The 19177-nt window shown below is 66.5% G+C and carries 12 protein-coding genes; 9 read left to right on the forward strand and 3 right to left on the reverse strand.

What is annotated here, in order from left to right; all coding sequences use genetic code 11:
• Nucleotides 1-206: 206 nt before the first annotated feature.
• Complete coding sequence (locus J2Y55_RS10980) at nt 207-3824, reverse strand: hypothetical protein (RefSeq protein ID WP_310152183.1); 3618 nt, start codon at nt 3822-3824, stop codon at nt 207-209.
• A gap of 363 nt (nt 3825-4187) precedes the next feature.
• Here J2Y55_RS10980 and J2Y55_RS10985 point away from each other — a divergent pair, with 363 nt between their 5' ends.
• From J2Y55_RS10985 to J2Y55_RS11000, 4 genes are all read left to right on the forward strand, one after another.
• Nucleotides 4188-4649 carry a MerR family transcriptional regulator gene (locus J2Y55_RS10985; RefSeq protein WP_310152186.1) on the forward strand — a complete coding sequence of 154 codons (462 nt, stop codon included), beginning with the start codon at nt 4188-4190 and terminating at the stop codon, nt 4647-4649.
• Nucleotides 4650-4960: 311 nt separating this feature from the next.
• Entirely contained in the window at nt 4961-6757 is a 1797-nt protein-coding gene (locus J2Y55_RS10990) for an acyl-CoA dehydrogenase C-terminal domain-containing protein (protein WP_310153309.1), read from the forward strand.
• Nucleotides 6758-6863: 106 nt separating this feature from the next.
• Complete coding sequence (locus J2Y55_RS10995) at nt 6864-8072, forward strand: acetyl-CoA C-acetyltransferase (protein ID WP_310152190.1); 1209 nt, start codon at nt 6864-6866, stop codon at nt 8070-8072.
• Nucleotides 8073-8233: 161 nt separating this feature from the next.
• Nucleotides 8234-10432, forward strand: coding sequence for an FAD-dependent oxidoreductase (locus J2Y55_RS11000; protein ID WP_310152193.1), 2199 nt, complete (start codon nt 8234-8236; stop codon nt 10430-10432).
• 185 nt (nt 10433-10617) lie between these two features.
• Here J2Y55_RS11000 and aptA read toward each other — a convergent pair whose 3' ends face one another.
• Nucleotides 10618-11958 carry an omega-aminotransferase AptA gene (gene aptA, locus J2Y55_RS11005; RefSeq protein WP_310152196.1) on the reverse strand — a complete coding sequence of 447 codons (1341 nt, stop codon included), beginning with the start codon at nt 11956-11958 and terminating at the stop codon, nt 10618-10620.
• 233 nt (nt 11959-12191) lie between these two features.
• On the opposite strand from aptA, the gene J2Y55_RS11010 reads away from it, so the two are divergent.
• From J2Y55_RS11010 to J2Y55_RS11020, 3 genes are all read left to right on the forward strand, one after another.
• A complete protein-coding gene (locus tag J2Y55_RS11010) occupies nt 12192-13934 on the forward strand; it encodes a tetratricopeptide repeat protein (protein ID WP_310152199.1) in 1743 nt (580 codons plus the stop codon).
• A gap of 152 nt (nt 13935-14086) precedes the next feature.
• Nucleotides 14087-15550, forward strand: a complete 1464-nt coding sequence (locus J2Y55_RS11015) for an EAL domain-containing protein (protein WP_310152202.1) — start codon at nt 14087-14089, stop codon at nt 15548-15550.
• Between the two features lie 153 nt (nt 15551-15703).
• Nucleotides 15704-16588, forward strand: a complete 885-nt coding sequence (locus tag J2Y55_RS11020) for a TIGR01459 family HAD-type hydrolase (protein ID WP_310152205.1) — start codon at nt 15704-15706, stop codon at nt 16586-16588.
• A gap of 79 nt (nt 16589-16667) precedes the next feature.
• On the opposite strand, the gene J2Y55_RS11025 is transcribed toward J2Y55_RS11020, so the two are convergent.
• Complete coding sequence (locus J2Y55_RS11025; RefSeq protein ID WP_069690084.1) at nt 16668-17051, reverse strand: response regulator; 384 nt, start codon at nt 17049-17051, stop codon at nt 16668-16670.
• Between the two features lie 294 nt (nt 17052-17345).
• On the opposite strand from J2Y55_RS11025, the gene J2Y55_RS11030 reads away from it, so the two are divergent.
• Nucleotides 17346-17789, forward strand: a complete 444-nt coding sequence (locus J2Y55_RS11030; RefSeq protein WP_103719563.1) for a MaoC family dehydratase — start codon at nt 17346-17348, stop codon at nt 17787-17789.
• 196 nt (nt 17790-17985) lie between these two features.
• On the forward strand, nt 17986-18984 hold the full coding sequence (locus J2Y55_RS11035; RefSeq protein ID WP_310152212.1) for a bifunctional riboflavin kinase/FAD synthetase: 999 nt from the start codon (nt 17986-17988) through the stop codon (nt 18982-18984).
• The last annotated feature ends 193 nt before the right edge of the window (nt 18985-19177 follow it).

Genomic DNA, 19177 nt, shown 5'->3' on the forward strand with positions numbered 1-19177 from the left:
CCGGCCGGTGACTGGAGGCCTCGTCCCGTCATGGCGCGCCAACGCGTCGAAACCGTGACGTTGAAAGCGAAAACAGGCATTAGAGCATTTTCGAGCGAAGTGGACACCGGTTCGCGTGAAGAAAATGCGATAAAACAAGAAGGTAGAGCATTTCGGCGTTTCGAAGAAACGCGGAAATGCTCTTGCGCGCCTGTCATGTCGTGGGTTCAGCCATGCGCCGGCTTGGCGGGCTTTTTGGTGGTCGCGCTCGGCGCCTCGTCCCAGCCCTTGCCGGGTGGGGTCACGTCGTTGGCGGTGGCTTCGAGCGCCTTCGGCTTCCAGCTCTCGGCGGCGGCCTTGGCGGTGGCGAGATCGCCGGGGCTCAGGCGCTGGGCGACCTCGTCGCGCTTGCGGCTGGCGTCCTCGTCGCCCTGGGCGGCGGCGATGGAGAACCAGAGATAGGATTGGCCGAGATCGGTCGGCGCACCGAGGCCGCGCCCGAGCAGGATGGCGAGGTTGTATTGGCTGTCGCGCACGCCGAGTTCCGCGGCCTTGCGGAACCACTCCGTCGCGGTGGCGTAGTCGGGTTTGCCGGAGGCGCCCTCGGCATGCAGCACGGCGAGGTTGTGCATGGCCTTGGCGTTGCCGCGCTCGGCGGCGCGTGTGTACCAGACCCGCGCCAGCGAGGCGTCGCGCGTGGTGCCGATGCCCTTCTCGAACATATTGCCGAGGCGGAACTGGGCCGGGGCGAGCCCGGCCACGGCGGCGCGCTCGAACAGGCGCAGCGCCAACTTGGGGTCGCGGCCGGGGCCCGGGCCGTCGGCCGCGCGGCTGGCGACTTCATAGACAGCGCGTGCATCGCCCGCGAGTGCTGCCTTGCGCAGGCCCACGCTGCCGAGCCCGGCCGGAAGCTCGTCGATGCCCGTGACCGTCAGGACCGCGGTCTGGGCGGGAGGCGCGGAAGCGGTCGCAAGCGGCTCCGCAGCCGGAGCCGCTTCCGGAATGGTGATGGCGGCCTGGGCGGGGCTCATGAAGGCGGGCGCCGCGCTGATCGACGGTGCAGACACCGGCGGGAGGGCGGAGGTCTGGTCCTTGGCGGGCGCAGGCGTCGCCGGGACGGGAGCCGGAGCCGGCGGTGCGGCGGGGATGTCGACCGCCTCGGCGTTGGCCGGCTTGCCCGTGCCGCCGCCTTGCAGCGCGCCGGTCACGACATGAGCTGTGCCCATGGCGAGCACGAGCGCGGCAAGGCCGAGCAGAAGCGGCTTGCGGCGCTTCTCCATGATCTCTTTCAGGCGGCCGCTGCCCTTGGCGGGCTCGCTCGTCGCGGCCGGCGTCGTGCTGGCTTCGGTCGCGGCCTTGGCGGAGCGCCGTGCCGCGGCGATCAGGCTCTGGCGGACCGATTGCGCATCCTGCGGCGCGGTGGTGGTGCTGACGCGCGGGCGGCCCGAGCCGGGCTCCAGCGGCAGATCGAGCGAGGCCGCGACCGGCGAGGATGCCTCGGGCTGGCCCGCGCGCGGGCGCTCAGTGGCGATGCGGTCCTCTTGGGGAAAACGATCGGCTTGGGCGATGCGATCTTCTCGGGCGATGCTGACGCTCGCCGCCGGCTCCGACGCACGGGCGGCGGACTGCGCTTGTTCGGCATGACGGGGCGGCATCACCGGGCGCGGGGCCGGGCCTTGCCGCTCGGCGGCAAGCTCGGCCTCGATGCTGGCGAGCCGCGAGATCACGGTTTCAAGCGTCTGGTGGACGGCGCCGATCGCGTCCTGTGTCTCGCGCCCGGAGGAGACATGGGTGTCGCGCAGGCCCGAGAGCAGATTGCTGATCTCGGCGATGCCGCTGGCCGGCCCGCCCTTGCTCCCCATATCGGCCATGGCGGCGCGCGCCGCGCGCTCGGCGGCGGCGGTGGCGTCCTGCCGCAGCGTCTGCAGATGGACGACGAGATCCTGCAAGGTCCGCTCGATGCCGGTCTCGGCGGAGCGCGTCGCCGCGGCGGTGTCGAGCCTCTGGGCAAGGCCGGAGATCTGCTGCTCCAGCGCGTCGAAGGCGCCGGTTTCCGCGCCGGGGCGGCCAGCCTCGTCGATCTTCTCGGCGAGGCCGCGCAGCATGTCCTCGATCGGGCGCAGATCGACGCGGGCGACTTGCGGGCCTTTGCCCTCGCTGATGATCTGGGACAGGTTGCTCGCTGCAGCCAGGCTCTCGATGCGGCCGGCCAGGGCTTCGATCTGCCGCGTCACGGCGACCGGGCCCTGCTCGGCCAGGGTCTCGATGCTCTCCTGCAGGGCGTCGATGCGGCTCTCGAGCTGGTCGGGCTGTCGGCCGGCCAAGTCCTTGCCGGCCAAGTCCCTGCCGGCCATGTCCTCCAGCCGGATCACCAGCGCCTCGATGCGGTCGGACAGGACATGCGAGACACCGCGTCCCGAAGCGTCCATTTCGTTGAGCCGCGCCGAGAGCTGCTCCGCCTGGGCGTTGATCACCTCGGGCCGCATCGCCGGCAAGGTGTCGATCTTGTCGGCCAGGTTCTCGATCTGGCGCGACAGCGAGGTCAGCTGCGTGGGATCGGCCTGACGGTCATGGGCGCGGTCGGACAGGATGGCGTCGCGCACATCCTCGATAGCCTGCGAGAGACTGCGGATCTCGCGCCCGTCCGGCTGCGCTTCGCGCAATTGCGCCAGTTCCGTGGACAGCGACGAGATCTGCTGCGACAGGGTGTCCATGCGGGGGTCGGCGGCCGGCGCCCGCACCATGTCACGCAATTCGGCGATATCGCGCAGGACCGGGGCGATGACGCTGCGGTCGCCGCCGCGCGCGACGAGCGCATCGACCTTGGCGGCGAGATGGGCGATTTCGAGCTCGAAGCGCTGATAGCCCTCGGCCGAACGCTCCTGCGACAGGCGCGAGACGTCCGACTCGATCCGCGCCAGCGGCTTCATGATCGGGTCCAGGCGATCGCGCTTGTCGAGCTTGTCGAGCCGCGCGCCGAGATCGGCCAGCATCGCCTCGATCGGGTTGCCCTGGAGCGGGGCTGAAGCAGGGGCCGGACGCTGGGCCGGGGTGGCGCGCATGCGCTGATGCGGCGCCTCCGCCTCTGGCGAGGCGGGCACGATCCGGTTGCTCAACTCGCGCAGATCCTGGCGCAGCGCTGCGATCCGGTTTTCCGGGACCGAGCGGCGCGCCGGCGGGGCTTGCCCGTCGACGTCGAGGACGCGCTGGCGGGTGCGGATGTCGTTCACGGCTTCGGCCAGGCCGTCGCGGCTGAAGGCGAGGCGCGGGGCCGGCATTGCCTTGGCATGGGTCTGGGCTTGGATCTGGGCTTGGGCCTGTTTCGCTTCGCTGGCCTTGCGCTCCATCTCGACGAGGCGCTCGCCCATGGTCTTGATCGCATCGGCGATGACGCTGGTCGCGCGCTCCTGGCGCTCGGCGGCGGCGCGCTCGCTGGAGGTGATGCGACTTTCGGTCTTTTCGATCCAACGGGTGATCGAGTCGAGCGCACCGGCCGTCTTGGCGCTGGATTCGCGGGTCAGGCGTTCGACGGCGGCCGCCTGATTGATCACGGCGTCGATCTCGCCGCGCGAGAGCTCACTGGCGCCCTGCTGAGCGGCACTGGCGGCCGCGTGCGAGGAGGTGTCCATCTGCCCCTGGGACAGTTTGGCGAGACGTTCCGAAAGCGCTGCGATGTCGAGTTGCTCGGGCGCGGCCTGCTCGGGCTCCGCCTCGCCGGCCTCTTCGCGAATCTTGTTGTCGAGCCATTCGCCAAGCGTCATGCCGGCTCGGCGGGCTGCGGCTTTCGCGGCGTCGCGGGTGCGCGGATCAACGCCCTTGACGCTCCAGGGCAAGCTAGTGGCCATGTTGTCGCTCGCCTACGGGGCTCGTCCTCATCGGAAAGGCGCGGGCCCCTGACACCGCTGCTTTCCTTGCGAATGTGGCGATCCGTGAAGATTACGTTGCTGCTGACGGGACGCCGATCCGCAGAGCAGACTTTTGGCGACCGTGGTAAACAGTCAGTTAAGATTGTGGGGTCGGGAGTTAATTTTTTACGAACGGGCGCAGAGGCCGGCCCCGAGCGGGGCGCGTATAACGGTAACTTACCTCACGGAAGCGCCACATTACCTGACGCTAGGGGAAGCAGCCGGCTATCTGTTGCCGAAGGGATGATCGCCACCTGCATGGTCGGCGTTCCCGAGACCCAACCCGCAAGGAATGCACCCTTAATGTCGCGCCCAAGCTTCGCTTTGGCGGCTGCCTCGACTCATGAAGGCCGCTCGCCCAACCCTGCCGTCACCGAGACCGAATCCGTCGGTGGCTTCACCATCAGCGATCTCGCCCGCGATTTCGATGTGACCTTGCGCACGCTGCGCTTCTATGAATCGCGCGGCCTGCTCGCTCCGGCCCGCTCCGGCATGACCCGGATTTATTCGAGCCGCGACCGCGCTCGCCTGGCCCTGATCCTGAAGGGCAAGCAGCTCGGTTTCACGCTGGTCGAGATCCGCGCGATGCTCGCCAATGAAGAGAAGAAGGGCGAGGCCGCCGAGGGTTCGGCGTCCGTTGGCGGCCTGCAGCTCAGCCATGAGCAGGTCACGGAGCAGCTCGAGCTGCTGCGCAGCCAGCGCAAGGAGATCGAGGAAGCGATCGCTGAGCTGGAAGCGACGCAAGCGCGCTTCCGCAAGGGCTGAGCACCTTCGACCAGGATACGAGGCGCCTTTGAAGGGCGGCATGCGAGAAGTGGGGGCCGATTTTTCGCAGTAGCCAGCTTTCAGGGAACTCCGTTTTTCCGCAAAAAGCCCCGGGCAGCCGCCCGGGGCTTTTTGCTGTCTTGCGGCTGTTGCGCGCCGCGCGGAAGGGTGGTCCGATTGCGCATGAGGCAATTGCCTCTTTTTGAAACTCACCTTGCCAAGTCTGCCCTGATAGTTTACATATGAACTATTCTGATGTGGCCCCCGCGGTGATCTGGCGGGCCGGCGTCGCGACGAGAGGGAGGATGAACATGCCGGTCTACAAGGCACCCGTCGAAGACACGCTTTTCCTGTTGAACGACGTCTTCAATATCGAGCGCTACAACAACCTGCCGGGCTTTGCCGACGCGACGCCCGATGTGGTCGAGGCCGTGCTGGCGGAAGGTGCGAAGGTCTGCGAGGAGATCCTCCAGCCTTTGAACCACTCGGGCGACCAGGAAGGCTGCACGCGCAACGCCGATGGCTCCGTGACGACGCCCAAGGGCTTCAAGGCGGCCTATGAGACCTATGCCGGCGCCGGCTGGATCGGTCTTGCCATGGACCCCGAATATGGCGGCCAGGGCCTGCCCTATACGCTGGGTGCCGTCATGAACGAGTTCGCCTCCTCGGCGAACATGGCTTTCGCGATGTATCCCGGCCTGACCATGGGCGCGATCGCGGCGCTCTATGTCCACGGCTCGGACGAGCAGAAGCGCACCTATCTGCCGAAGATGATCGAGGGCGAGTGGTCGGGTACCATGAACCTGACCGAGCCGCATTGCGGCACCGATCTCGGCCTGATCAAGACCAAGGCCGTGCCCAATGGCGACGGCTCCTATGCCATCACTGGCACCAAGATCTTCATCTCGGCCGGTGAGCAGGACATCACCCGCAACATCATCCATCTCGTGCTCGCCCGCATCGAGGGCGCCCCAGCAGGCGTGAAGGGCATCTCGCTCTTCGTCGTGCCGCGTAACGCGATCGGCGCGGATGGCTCCGTCGGCGAGAACAACCACGTCTCCTGCGGCTCGATCGAGCACAAGATGGGCATTCACGGCAATTCGACCTGCGTCATGAACTATGACGGGGCCAAGGGCTGGCTCATCGGCGCCGAGAACAAGGGCCTCAACGCCATGTTCGTGATGATGAACGAGGCGCGCCTCGGCGTCGCGATCCAGGGGCTGGCGCAGTCCGAGGTCGCCTATCAGAACGCCGTCGTCTATGCCAAGGAGCGCGTCCAGGGCCGCGCGCTGACCGGCGCGAAAAGCCCCGACAAGGCGGCTGATCCGATCATCGTGCATCCCGATGTGCGCCGCACTTTGATGTCGATCAAGGCCTTCAACGAGGCGGCCCGCGCTTTCGTGATCTGGAACGCGATCAAGTCCGATATCTCCCATCGCTCCACCGACGCCGCCGAGCGCCAGGCGGCCGATGACCAGCTCGGCCTGATGACGCCGGTGCTCAAGGGCGTGCTGACCGATACCGGCTTCGACAATGCGGTGAAGGCGCAGCAGATGTTCGGCGGTCACGGCTACATCGCCGAGACCGGCGTCGAGCAATTCGTCCGCGATGCCCGCATCGCCATGATCTATGAGGGCGCCAATGGCGTCCAAGCCATGGATCTCGTCGGCCGCAAGCTCGGGCGCGATGGCGGCCGCGCCATCATGGCCTTCTTCAACGAGGTTGCGGGCTTCCTCAAGGACAATGCCGAGGATGAAGGGCTGAAGCCCCTGCTCGGGCCGCTCCAGCTCTCGCTCGGCCATCTCCAGCAGGCGACGATGTGGTTCATGAACAATGCCCTCGCCAAGCCCGACAATGCCGGTGCCGGCGCGAGCGACTACATGCATCTGCTCGGCCTCGTCTCGCTCGGCTATATGTGGGTGAAGATGGCCAAGGTCGCGCAGGACAAGCTCAAGGCCGGCGCCAATGGAGCGACCGAGCGCATGAACACCAAGCTGGTGACGGCGCGCTTCTTCATGGAGCGCAGCCTGCCGGAGACGGCCGCGCATCTGGCCCGGATCACCTCGGGAGCCGACAGCACCATGGCGCTGAGCGCGGACCAGTTCTGATAGACGGGCAATGGGCCGTCGGCAGTAGGCAGTCGTAACCTCTGCCTACCCGACTGCCGACTGCCCATTGCCGACTGCCCAACAACAAAATGCCGGGAGGCCCTTGATGGCTGATGCATTCATCTACGACCACGTCCGCACGCCGCGCGGCAAGGGCAAGGCCGATGGCTCCCTGCACGAGGTCACCGCGATCGAACTCGGCACGCAGACGCTGCGCGCGATCAAGCAGCGCAACAACCTCGACACCAAGCTCGTCGAGGACGTCGTCTTCGGCTGCGTCGATCCTGTCGGCGAGGCCGGCGCCGACATTGCTCGCACCATCGCGCTCAAGGCAGGCTACGGCAAGGAAGTGCCGGGCGTGCAGATCAACCGCTTCTGCGCCTCCGGGCTGGACGCGGTGAACCTCGCCGCCGCGCAGGTGATGTCGGGCCAGAAGGAGATGGCGATCGGCGGCGGCGTCGAGAGCATGAGCCGCGTCGGCATGGGCGCCTCGGGCTTCGGCATCGCGGTCGATCCCAGCGTCGCGATCGACACCTATTTCATGCCCCAAGGCGTCTCGGCCGATCTGATCGCGACGAAATACGGCTTCTCGCGCGATGATGTCGATGCCTTTGCGGTGCGCTCGCACAAGCGCGCCGCCGCCGCCTGGGAGGCCGGGCGTTTCAAGAATTCGGTGATCCCAGTCAAGGACGTCAACGGCCTGATCCTGCTTGATCGCGACGAGACCATCCGCCCCAACACCGACATGCAGACGCTGGCTGGCTTGAAAGCCTCCTTCGTCCAGATGGGCGAGATGGGTGGGTTCGATGCGGTCGCGACCGCAGCCCATCCCGATGTCGAATTCGTCAACCACGTCCACCATGCCGGCAACTCCTCGGGCATCGTCGACGGCGCGGCGGCTGTGCTCGTCGGCTCGAAGAAGGGCGGCAAGGCGGCGGGCCTGAAGCCCCGCGCCCGCATCAAGGCCTTCGCCACCATCGGCTCCGACCTTGCCTTGATGCTGACCGGCCCGGTCGATGTCACCGAGCTCGTGCTGCGCAAGGCCGGCATGACGACCAAGGACATCGACCTGTTCGAGCTGAACGAGGCCTTCTCCTCCGTGGTGCTGCGCTATCAGCAGGCCTTCGACATCGATGACGCCATCCTCAACGTGAATGGCGGCGCGATCGCGATGGGCCACCCGCTGGGAGCGACCGGCGCGATGATCCTCGGCACCGTGCTCGACGAGCTGGAGCGCACCGACAAGAACACCGCCCTGGTGACCTTGTGCGTGGCGGCCGGCATGGGCGTCGCAACCATCATCGAACGGGTGTGAGTTTCCCCTTCTCCCCTCGGGGGAGAAGGGGGCCCGGCGTAGCCGGGTCGGATGAGGGAAGGACAACAATTTCACCCGAAGCATGGCGTGCGGACTTCCCTCATCCGCCTCGCTGCGCTCGGCACCTTCTCCCCCAAGGGGAGAAGGCAGGGAGGCTACCAATGAACCTCACCAATTTCCGCTTCGAAACCGATTCCGACGGCATCGCCACCGCGACCTGGGACATGCCCGGCCGCTCGATGAACGTCATCACGCCCGAATTGATGGGCGAGCTCGACCAGATCATCGACAAGGTCGCAGGCGACGAGGCGATCAAGGGCTGCGTCATCACCTCCGGCAAGGAGAGCTTTTCCGGCGGCGCCGACCTCACCATGCTGCAGGGCCTGCGCGATCTCTATGTCGCCCTGGCCAAGGAGAAGGGCGAGCAGGTCGCGATGCAGAGCTTCTTCGACGAGAGCCGCAAGCTCTCGCTGCTCTACCGCAAGCTCGAGACCTGCGGGAAACCCTTCGCGGCGGCGATCCATGGAATCTGCCTGGGCGGCGCCTTCGAGCTGTCGCTCGCCTGCCAGTATCGCGTTGTCTCGGATGATGCCTCGACCCGCGTCGGCCTGCCCGAGATCAAGGTCGGGCTCTTCCCCGGTGCTGGCGGCACGCAACGCGTCTCGCGCCTGATGCAGACCGGCGACGCGCTGCAGATGATGTTCAAGGGCGAGCAGATCAAAGCCTTGCCCGCACGCAACACCGGTCTCGTCCATGCGGTTGTGCCGCGCGACCAGCTCGTCGCCAACGCCAAGGAGTGGCTCAAGGCCAATCCGCAGGCCAAGGCGCTCTGGGATGATCCGAAATTCAAGCTGCCCTCCAACAAGGTCTATTCGCCGGCCGGCATGCAGATCTGGCCGCCGGCCAATGCGATCTATCGCCGCGAGACCAATGACAATTACCCGGCCGCCCGCGCCATCCTCTCGGCGGTCTATGAGGGGCTGCAACTGCCGATCGATCTCGCGCTGAAGGTGGAGAGCCGCTATTTCGCGAAAATCCTGCGGACGAAGGAGGCGGCCTCGATGATCCGCTCGCTCTTCGTCTCGATGCAGGAACTGAACAAGGGCGCGCGCCGCCCAGCCGACGTGCCGCCGAGCAGGCTCAAGAAGGTCGGCGTCGTCGGCGCCGGTTTCATGGGCGCCGGCATCGCCTATGTCACGGCGCAGGCCGGGCTCGAGGTTGTGCTGGTCGACCGCGACCAGGAGGCGGCCGACAAGGGCAAGGCCTATTCGCACAAGCTGGTCTCCGACCAGATCATGAAGGGCCGCGCCAAGACGGCCGATCGCGATGCGCTGCTCGGGCGCATCACCGCCACCGCCGATTATGCCGCGCTGAAGGGCTGCGACCTGGTCGTCGAGGCCGTGTTCGAGGATCCCAAGGTCAAGGCCGAGGTCATCGCCAAGGTCGAGGCCGTGATTGCGCCCAAGGCGATCTTCGGCTCCAACACCTCGACCCTGCCGATCACGGGGCTGGCCGAACATAGTGGGCGGCCGAAGAATTTCATCGGCATCCATTTCTTCTCGCCGGTCGAGAAGATGCTGCTGGTCGAGATCATCATGGCCAAGAAGACCGGCAAGAAGGCGCTCGCCATGGCGCTCGACTTCGTCCGCGCCATCAAGAAGACGCCGATCGTGGTCAACGACACGCGCGGCTTCTACGCCAATCGCTGCGTCGGCAACTACATCCGCGAGGGCCATCTCATGCTGATGGAAGGCGTGCCGCCGGCGATGATCGAGCAGGCGGGCAAGCAGGCCGGCATGCCGGTCGGCCCGCTCTCCCTGAACGATGAGGTCGCGGTCGATCTCGCCTACAAGGTGCTGAGGGCGACCAAGGCGCAGCTCGGCGAGGGCGCGGTCGATCCGGCGCAGGAGAAGCTGCTGGCCGAGATGGTCGAGACGCATGGTCGGCTCGGCCGCAAGAACAAGAAGGGCTTCTACGATTATCCCGAAGCCGGGCCGAAGCGGCTCTGGCCGGGGCTGGCGGATCTGGTTGCGACGCATCTCGACCCCGAGAGCGTCGACATGCAGGAACTCAAGCACCGCCTCCTGGTGACGCAGGCCCTGGAGGCGGCGCGCACCTATGAGGAGGGCGTCGTCACCGATCCGCGCGAGGCCGATGTCGGCTCGATCATCGGCTTCGGCTTCGCGCCCTATTCGGGCGGGACGCTGAGCTATATCGACAATATGGGCGCGGCCGCCTTCGTGAAGCTCTGCGAGGCCCTGGCGAAGAAGCATGGCGAGCGCTTCAAGCCGAACAAGCAGCTCAAGCGCATGGCGAAGATGGGCGAGAGCTATTACGGCACGGCGAAGAAGGCGGCCTGAGCCTTCTTCTCTCGGATGAGGGAAGCCTCTCGACAGACGAAGAAAAGGGTCGCGCGAGCGACCCTTTTCTCATTCGCTTCACTGCGCCCGGCAGATTCTCCCGCCCATGTCGGATGTTTCCGACATGGGCATGAACTTTGCCAAGATCGGGCAAGCCCGATCTTGGTGGAGAGAAGGGAAAGCGCTCAGGCTGCCACCGCCCGGATCCCCCGGCGCAGCTTGTCGACCAGCTCCCCGACCTGGCTTTCGGTGATGATCAGCGGCGGCGAGAAGGCGATCGTGTCGGCGGCGGTGCGGACCATCAGCCCTTCCTCGCGGAAGAGGCGGTCCATCGCTTCGAAGGCGCGCTTGCCGACACCGTCGGCCCGCGGCGCGAGATCGATGGCACCCACGATCCCGACCTGACGGATGTCGACCACATTTGGCTCGCCCTTCAACGTCATCAGGGCGTCGGCCCAGGCCGGCTCCATCTCGCGGGCGCGCTCGAACAGGCCTTCTTCGCGGTAGACGTCGAGTGTCGCCAGGCAGGCGGCGGCTGCCAGCGGATGGCCGGAATAGGTGTAGCCGTGGAACAGCTCGATGGCGTTGTCGGGGCCGTTCATGAAGGCGTCGTAGATGTGCTTGCGCACGATCACGCCGCCCATCGGCACGGTGCCCGAGGTCACGCCCTTGGCGAAGGTGATCATGTCGGGGATGACGCCGTAACGCTCCGCGGCGAAGGCATAGCCGAGGCGGCCGAAGCCGGTGATGACCTCGTCGAAGATCAGCAGGATGCCATGCTTGTCGCAGAGTTCGCGCAAGCGCTTGAGATAGCCCTTCGGAGCCGGAAGCCCGCCGGTCGAGCCGGCCATCGGCTCGACGATAACGGCGGCGATGGTCGAGCCGTCATGCAGCGCGACGATGCGGTCGAGGTCATCGGCGAAATGCGCGCCGTAATCCGGCTCGCCCTTGCTGAAGGCCTGCTTCTCGCGGTCATAGGTATGCGGCAAATGGTCCGTGCCAGCGAGCAGGCTGCCGAAAAATTTGCGGTTGTTGACCATGCCGCCGACAGAAATGCCGCCGAAGCCGACGCCGTGATAGCCGCGCTCGCGGCCGATCAGCCGGGTCTTCGAGCCCTTTCCCGTGACGTTCCAATAGGCGAGCGCGATCTTCAGCGCGGTGTCCGCGGCCTCCGAACCGGAGCCGGCGAAGAAGACATGGTCGAGATCACCCGGCGCCAGGGAGGCGATGCGGGCGGCGGCCGCGAAGACCTTGGGGTGGCCGAACTGAAAGGAAGGTGCGTAATCGAGCTCCTCGGCCTGAGCCTGGATAGCCTGGATGATCGGCTTGCGGGCGTGGCCGGCATTGCAGCACCACAGCCCTGCCGTTCCGTCCATCACCGGCTTTCCTTCCGGTGTGTAATAAAACATCCCCTCGGCGCGCGCGATCATGCGCGGATTCTGCTTGAACGAGCGGTTCGCCGTGAACGGCATCCAAAAGGCTTCGAGATTGTTCGGCGTGCCCAGCGGCTGCGTGGCGGATGTCATCAAGGCGTCCTCGTGGGGTTAAGCGTCTCTCAACCTAACAGTACGATCCGGGCTGTAAATCGCCGTCGCATCGGGGCATCCCTGCGCGCCACGAGAGTCGACCCATCATTCTTTGCCGGGTGACGTTACGTCGTGTCTAAGCTAGTCTGAACAAGGGGAGCGACAAACTGGGCCAGACCCCAATGGTCTCAAGCGGTCAAGCCGGCGTCAGGCTGGACGAGCAGAGAGCCGCAGTGATTCGCGCGGGGCTCGATCGTGTCCTGGCTTCGGACCTGTTCCGCGGTGCGCCGCAGCTTTCCGCCTTCCTGACCTTCATCGTCGATCGCGCGCTCGACGGGCGCAGCGCCGAGCTGAAGGGATATACCGTGGCGGTGGAGGCCTTCGGCCGCCCGCCCGATTTCGATCCGCAATCGGACCCGATCGTACGCGTCGAGGCGGGCCGCCTGCGCAAGGCGCTTGGGCAATATTATCTCGGCGAGGGCGCCGACGATCCGGTCCGCATCGCGATCCCGGTGGGCGCCTATGTACCGGCATTCGAGATCGATGAGCGCGCCGGGGTCGACGCCGCGACCGCGGCTGCGGGCGATGCCGTGGCGCAGGAGGAGGCGCCCCGGCGTCCCGATGCCGCCGTCTCGCGCCGCTGGCTGCTGGGCGCTGGCTTGGCGCTCCTGCTCGGATTGGCGTCGCTGGCCTCCTGGTATCGTATCCGGGACGATGAGCCCCCGGTGTCCGGCGCACGCTCATTGCAGCCGGGCGTTTTGCAGCAGAGCGTTCCGGTCGAGCGGGCGGTGAAGCCGACGACATCCACCACTGCGGCGCATCTGCCCGTCCTGGCGATCGTGATCGGCGAGTTGCCGCCTGACCCGATGGCGAACGAGATCGCGCGCCGGTTCGTGGCGCTTCTGGCCGACGCGATCGCCGGCTTCGACGATCTCGTGACCGTGAAGGCCCCGCTCGACCCGCGCGCGACGACGGTCGATGCCGACTACGTCTTCGAGCTGAGCGCGACGCGTTTCGGCGATGTCACCGAGAGCGCGGCGAGACTGCGCGCGGTCAAGGATGGGCGCATCGTCTGGACCGGCTCCAGCAACAGGAAGTTCCGGTTCAATGCAGAGGATCCAGAATTGCCGGAAATCGCCCGGCGCCTGGCGATCCGCCTGGCCGAGCCGTTCGGCGTCATCCATGCCGATTTCAGGCAGTCCTCGATCATTTCGCCGGCGATGCGCTGCATCTTCCAAGCTCTCGATTTCCGCCTGACGATGAAGGCGGAGGACCATCTGGCGGCGCGCACCTGCCTGGAGGGCATGCTCGAGAAGGATCCGAACTTCCACGCGGCCTGGTCGCAGCTCGCCCTCCTGACCCTCGACGAATACACCGCCGGCTTGAATCTGCAGCCCGGCCCGCCGCTCGACCGGGCGCTGAGCGCGGCGCTGAACGCAGTTCGCCTGGCGCCGTCCAGCGCCCGCGCCCTGCAGGCGATGATGGACGTGCTCTTCGCACGTGGGCAGCCCGACGAGGCGCTGGCAGCTGGCCGCGAGGCTTTGACGCGCAACCCCTATGATCCCGACATCATGGCTGATCTCGGGGCGCGTTTCATCCAGCTCAACCGCCCGGCCGAAGGCTTGCCCCTGCTGGAACGGGCGGTCTCGCTCAGCAGCGGCCGGCCGCCCTGGTATGATTTCTTCGCCTTTCTGGGCGCGCGGCTGACCGGCGCCAACAAGCAAGCCGAAAGCCATGCCGCCCGGCTCCTGGCAAATGAAGGGCCGCTGAGCCTGCTTGGACGCGCGCTGCATTACGCCGGAGCCGGAGACCAGGCTGGATTCGTCGCAGCAGTGTCGGGCCTAGCCGAGGCGTCTCCGTTGTTTCGCGTCGATCCGCGCCTCTTCCTCGAGCGCCGGGGGTTCAGCCCTCCGGTTATCGAACGGGTCATGAGCGATCTGGGGCCGACGATCTTGGACCTGATCAAGCGGCCCTGATCCGTCTTCGCCGCGCGATCCACTGTTTTTCCTGCATTTGCAGTCGCAAAGCCCCCACCCGGCGCTCGCAAGCGGTCCGACCTATGGTTAAGGTTGCGGAACACCCGTGATTCGCCGATTCGTCCCGATCAACCCAACGCGCGAATGCTGCCTTGGCCCCTGCCCGCCTGAACGCATTGCACCCTCTCGCCGCCGCCGTCACAGGCGTTTCGGCCGGCGCGATCGCGACTTTGCTGCTGCCGGGCGGATTGGGCGCAGCCGCGGGACTCCTGCTCTGCGGCGGCGGGCTGATCGGCACGGCCCGGCTCTATGAGCGGCGTCTGCTGGCGCAGCGCGAGCAGATCTTCGCCGGCCTCGGCGAGGTCAAGGTCAGGCTCGCGACAAATGCGATCAGGCTGGACAACCTGTCGCAGCGCGTCGAACAGATGCCGATGCGCGAGGCCGACGCGGCGCCGGCGCGCGCCGCGATCAACGAATTGACGGCCGAGGTCGGCCTGCTCGGCGATCTCATCCATCAGGTTGCGACCACGCTCGCCGACCACGACGCCCAATTGATCGTGGCGCAAGCGCGGCAGGTGTCGCCACCAGCCAAGTCCGCGCCGGCGCCGGTTCCGGTGATCGATCCGGAGGCCGCGCGCCAGGCGCGGCTCGATGCGATCGCGGCCGAACGCGAGGAGGCTGAGCGCGCCGCCGAACGTCGCGCCGCCGACAAGCGTGCTGCGGTGATCAGCACGGCCTTGTCCGAGGGCAAGGTCGAGGTACATCTGCAGCCGATCGTGCAATTGCCGCAGCGACGCACATGCGGCTACGAGGCGCTGGTGCGCTTGCGGGTCGACGAGAACACGCTGCTCCTGCCCGAGGATTTCCTGTCGGTCGTCGAGCAGCGCGGCTTCGGTCCGACACTCGATGCGCTGGTGCTGACGCGCGCTTTGGCGATCGCGCGCCATCTCGGCACGAAGCAGGGTGGGCTCTTCGTCTCCTGCAATTTCAGCGAGGCGACCTGGAGTTCGTCCAAGGCACTGGCGACGCTGTCGCGCATTCTCGACAAATATCGCGAGCACAATGGCCACCTCGTGGTGGAGATGCCGCAGCGCGTCTTCCGCGCGCTGGACCCGGCAAGTCTGGGACTGCTCGGCGCGATGTCGGCCAATGGCGTGCGTTTCGCGCTCGACCAGGTCGCTGATCTGCGGCTCGATCCCATCGCGTTGTTCGATCGCGGCATTCGCTTCGTCAAGGCGCCCGCAACGTTGTTCCAGGCCGAGATGGCAGGTGAGGGTTCGCTCGACATCGCGGCTGGTGATTTGGCGTCGATGATGGCGCGGGCCTCGATCGCGCTGGTCGCCGACGAGATCGCCGACAACCCGACCGTCGCGGACATGATCGAGCTCGGCATCACCTATGCGCAGGGCCTGATCTTCTCGCCGCCGCGCCCGGTGAAGCCAGAGGTCTTCGCCGAGCCGGAGGCCGCGCCGCCCACTGCCGCAAGCGAAGCCGCACTGCCGCGCCCCACCGCCGAGGTCCTCGGCTATCCCCAGCCGCCCGCCAGCCCGGAGCAGGACGAGGCCAAACCCGAGCGTCAGTCGTTCCGCTCCGTACTGCGCCGCGCCAGCGCCTGATCGCCCGTATGGGCCCTGGCCCTCCTAGCCTCATCGGTGCATGAAAGCTCGAGTGCATGAGAGCTCGACGCCGAGAAGCGGTTGTCATTTTCCGGCATCATGCTTTCCTTCAGGCGGTAGAATCCGCCCAACACCATCCGGAGTGACCGCGACTTGAGTGATCAAGACTTGCCGCCATCGAAGAGCAAAGCCACCACGGCCCTGACCGGCTTTTCCGAGATCGCCGACCGGTTCGATCTCTGCCTCTGCGATGTCTGGGGCGTGGTCCATAACGGCGTCGTGGCGCATCGCGACGCCGTCGAGGCGCTGGTGGCTGCCCGGCAGCGCGGCGTCTTCGTCGTCCTCGTCACCAACGCGCCGCGCCCGCGCGCCGAGATCGAGCGCCAGCTCGCCGGGTTCAATGTGCCCAAGGACGCCTGGGACGCGATAGTGACCTCCGGCGATGTCTGCCGCGCCTTGATCCAGGAGCGCGCCGGCGAGCCTGTCTTCATGCTCGGCCCCGACCGCGACCTGCCGCTGGTCGCGGGGCTTAATGCTCCGCGTGTCGGGCCGGCGGAGGCGAATTACGTGCTCTGCACCGGCCTGTTCGACGACGAGACCGAGACGGCGCAGAGCTATGCCGGCATGCTGGCCGACTTTGCCCGGCGCGAACTCACCCTGATCTGCGCCAATCCCGATCTGGTGGTCGATCGGGGAGGGCGCATCGTGCCTTGCGCGGGCTCGATCGCGCTCGCCTATGAAGAGGCCGGCGGCAAGGTCATCTATGCCGGCAAGCCGCACCAGCCGATCTACGAGATGGCGGTCGCGATCATGGAGCGGGAGCGTGGCGTAGGCGTTGAGAGATCACGCATCTGCGGCATCGGCGATGCGATCCGCACTGACATCGCCGGGGCCAACGGCTTTGGCGCGGCGAGCGTCATGGTGCTGGCTGGGATCCATGCGCAGGACCTGCTCGAGGCGTCGTGGGAGCACAGGCACAATTGGTTCGCCGAGCAGAGCCACCGGCCGGACTACGCCTTGCCGCATCTGGTGTGGTGAGGGTCTTCAGAGCGTCATCCTGGGCGCCCGCAGGGCGTCCTGGGATAACGGCGCGTTTCCGAGAGAACGCGGCAGGCGCTCAGGCGGCGCAGACCGATTCGATCTTGGTCTTCAGCGTCTGAGCGTTGAACGGCTTGACGATGTAGTTGTTCACGCCGGCCTTCTTGGCGGCGATGACGTTTTCGGTCTTGGATTCAGCGGTCACGATAATGAAGGGCGTCTGCGACAGCGCATCTTCCTCGCGCACGCGGCGCAGCAATTCGAAGCCGGTCATCGGCTCCATGTTCCAGTCCGAGATCACCAGCCCGTATTTCTTGTCGCGCATCTTGGCGATCGCCGCGGAGCCGTCGGATGCATCGTCGACATCCTCGAAGCCGAGCTGCTTCAGGAGATTGCGGATGATTCGGACCATGGTCTGATAATCATCGACCACCAGGATCGGCATGGAGGGGTCGAGAGCCATTATGGTGCTCCAAGCATCAAATTCGCAGGGCGGGGCGATACCCAGGCTGCGTGCCGTCTCTAACGGGCGGCCATGGATCAACGGTCATAGTCCTGCGGCGTTTCAAAGCGGTTAATCCAATGCCGAAGTGACCCAACGGTATTTCCCGTTTTGCCGGCTGCAATGGCCGGCGATCACCAAAGTTCAATGGTCGAAGCCGGGCGGCTGTGACAGGCTTTCGCAGATGCGAGATAGAAACCGGGCCGCGCCGAGGTGCTGCCCTGGAGCACCGGCACGACCAGGAAGACCAGGATGATGACCAGCTCTCTTTATCAGGTTCATGCCTTCGAGGATCTGTCGATCGGGCAGAACGAGAGCCTGATGCGCACCGTGATGGAGCGCGACATCTCGCTTTTCGCCGATCTCTCGGGCGATGCGAACCCGATCCATCTCTGCGACCGCTATGCCGCCAGCACCAAGTTCGGCCAGCGCATCGCCCATGGCATGCTGACCGCAAGCCTCGTCTCGGCGCTGCTCGGCACACGCCTGCCGGGGCCGGGCGCAGTCTATCTCTCGCAGACCCTGACCTTCCTTGCGCCGGTCAAGATCGGCGATGTCGTCACGGCCCGCGTCGAGGTGGTGGAGCTGGTGGCCGAGCGCAGGCGGGCGCGGCTGTTCTGTGAATGCCTGGTCGACGGCAAGGCCGTGCTGGAGGGCGAGGCCTGGGTCGCGCTGCCGCCTGCGCGGTCGAAGGTCTGAGCGTGCCATAACGTCATGGTCGGGCTTGACCCGGCCATCTCAGGCAGGAAAGCCCTTTCTTGAAAAAGGTTCTCGGATCTGCGCTTCGCTTCGTCCGAGAATGACGGGTCTCGCTCTTGGCCTTGACGCCTCTGCGGCCTTGAGGCCAAACACTGCTCCGGCCCGGGCTCCTCGGGCGCCCGGACGCTTGCGATCGATGACCTTTCCCGCCGATGCGCCGCCTGCCGACGCGCAGCCTGCTGACGTACATGCCGCCTTCGTTCTCGACATCGAGAAACCGGTTCCGGACGCCTTGCGCGGTGCGGTCCTGGCGCTCGGCAATTTCGATGGGGTCCATCGCGGCCATGTCGAGCTTACCCGCGTGGCGGTCGCGATGGCGGGCGAGCGTGGGACGAAAGCCGCCGCACTGACCTTCGAGCCGCATCCGCGCAGCGTCTTCCGCCCCGACCAACCGGTGTTCCGTTTGACGCCGCCAGCCGTGAAGCTGGAGCTGCTCGGCCAGGCCGGCTTGCCATTGACCTTTATCCTGCCTTTCGACCGCGGTGTCGCGGCGATCAGCGCCGAGGCCTTCGTCGATGATCTGCTGCTCGGCAAGCTGGGGGCAGCCGGGCTCGTCTGCGGCTATGACTTCCATTTCGGCCAGGGCCGCGCCGGCTCGCCCGAGATGGTGCAGGCCCGCGCAGGCGCGCGAGGCGTGCCCGTCGCGGTCGTGCCGCCCTATGCCTGGGCCGGCGAGCCGGTCTCCTCGACATTGGTCCGTATCGCGCTCGAGGCCGGCGATGTCGCACGCGCCGCGGATTTTCTGGGCCGGCCCTGGTTCGTGCGCGGTGTCGTTGCCCATGGCGACAAGCGCGGCCGCGATCTCGGCTATCCCACCGCCAACATGCACCTCGCCCGCGATTGCAAGCTGCGCTACGGCATCTATGCGGTCAGGATGAAGATCGACGGCGTCTGGCATGATGGCGTCGCCAGCTTCGGCAGCCGCCCGACCTTCGACGACGGTGCGCCGCGATTGGAGACCTTCGTCTTCGATTTCTCCGGCGACCTTTACGGCAAGCAGGTCGATGTCGCGCTCGTCTCGTGGCTGCGCGGCGAGGCGAAGTTCGATACGCTCGAAGCGCTGATCGTGCAGATGGACGCCGATAGCGTGGCAGCGCGCGACATCTTGGCGAAAACGCCGCCCTTCCTTCCGTAGACCGCGTTTGCTAGAAGCCGCAGATGCTTGCTGATCGCGCCACGTTCATAGACCTCCGGCGAATTACGGGCCCGGCTGCCGCCCTGCGCTGACGCGCGGGCGCTTGCGCAAGCCGGGGTGACCATCGCTTCCCAGTTTCACGATGGACCAGCGCCGCGCCAGCCTCGAATGGCCCGCTTGTCCGCATTGCCCG

The sequence above is a fragment of the Allobosea sp. BE125 genome (assembly GCF_031456075.1).
In the GTDB taxonomy this organism is placed as follows: Bacteria; Pseudomonadota; Alphaproteobacteria; order Rhizobiales; family Beijerinckiaceae; genus Allobosea.

What these genes read in the sequence shown, in the direction of transcription:
- J2Y55_RS10990 (WP_310153309.1), top strand. Translation starts at nt 4,961, where the DNA reads ATGCCGGTCTACAAGGCACCCGTCGAAGACACGCTTTTCCTGTTGAAC.
- J2Y55_RS11035 (WP_310152212.1), top strand. Translation starts at nt 17,986, where the DNA reads ATGACCTTTCCCGCCGATGCGCCGCCTGCCGACGCGCAGCCTGCTGAC.
- J2Y55_RS10985 (WP_310152186.1), top strand. Translation starts at nt 4,188, where the DNA reads ATGTCGCGCCCAAGCTTCGCTTTGGCGGCTGCCTCGACTCATGAAGGC.
- J2Y55_RS10995 (WP_310152190.1), top strand. Translation starts at nt 6,864, where the DNA reads ATGGCTGATGCATTCATCTACGACCACGTCCGCACGCCGCGCGGCAAG.
- J2Y55_RS11030 (WP_103719563.1), top strand. Translation starts at nt 17,346, where the DNA reads ATGACCAGCTCTCTTTATCAGGTTCATGCCTTCGAGGATCTGTCGATC.
- aptA (WP_310152196.1), bottom strand. Translation starts at nt 11,958, where the DNA reads ATGACATCCGCCACGCAGCCGCTGGGCACGCCGAACAATCTCGAAGCC.
- J2Y55_RS11000 (WP_310152193.1), top strand. Translation starts at nt 8,234, where the DNA reads ATGAACCTCACCAATTTCCGCTTCGAAACCGATTCCGACGGCATCGCC.
- J2Y55_RS11025 (WP_069690084.1), bottom strand. Translation starts at nt 17,051, where the DNA reads ATGGCTCTCGACCCCTCCATGCCGATCCTGGTGGTCGATGATTATCAG.
- J2Y55_RS10980 (WP_310152183.1), bottom strand. Translation starts at nt 3,824, where the DNA reads ATGGCCACTAGCTTGCCCTGGAGCGTCAAGGGCGTTGATCCGCGCACC.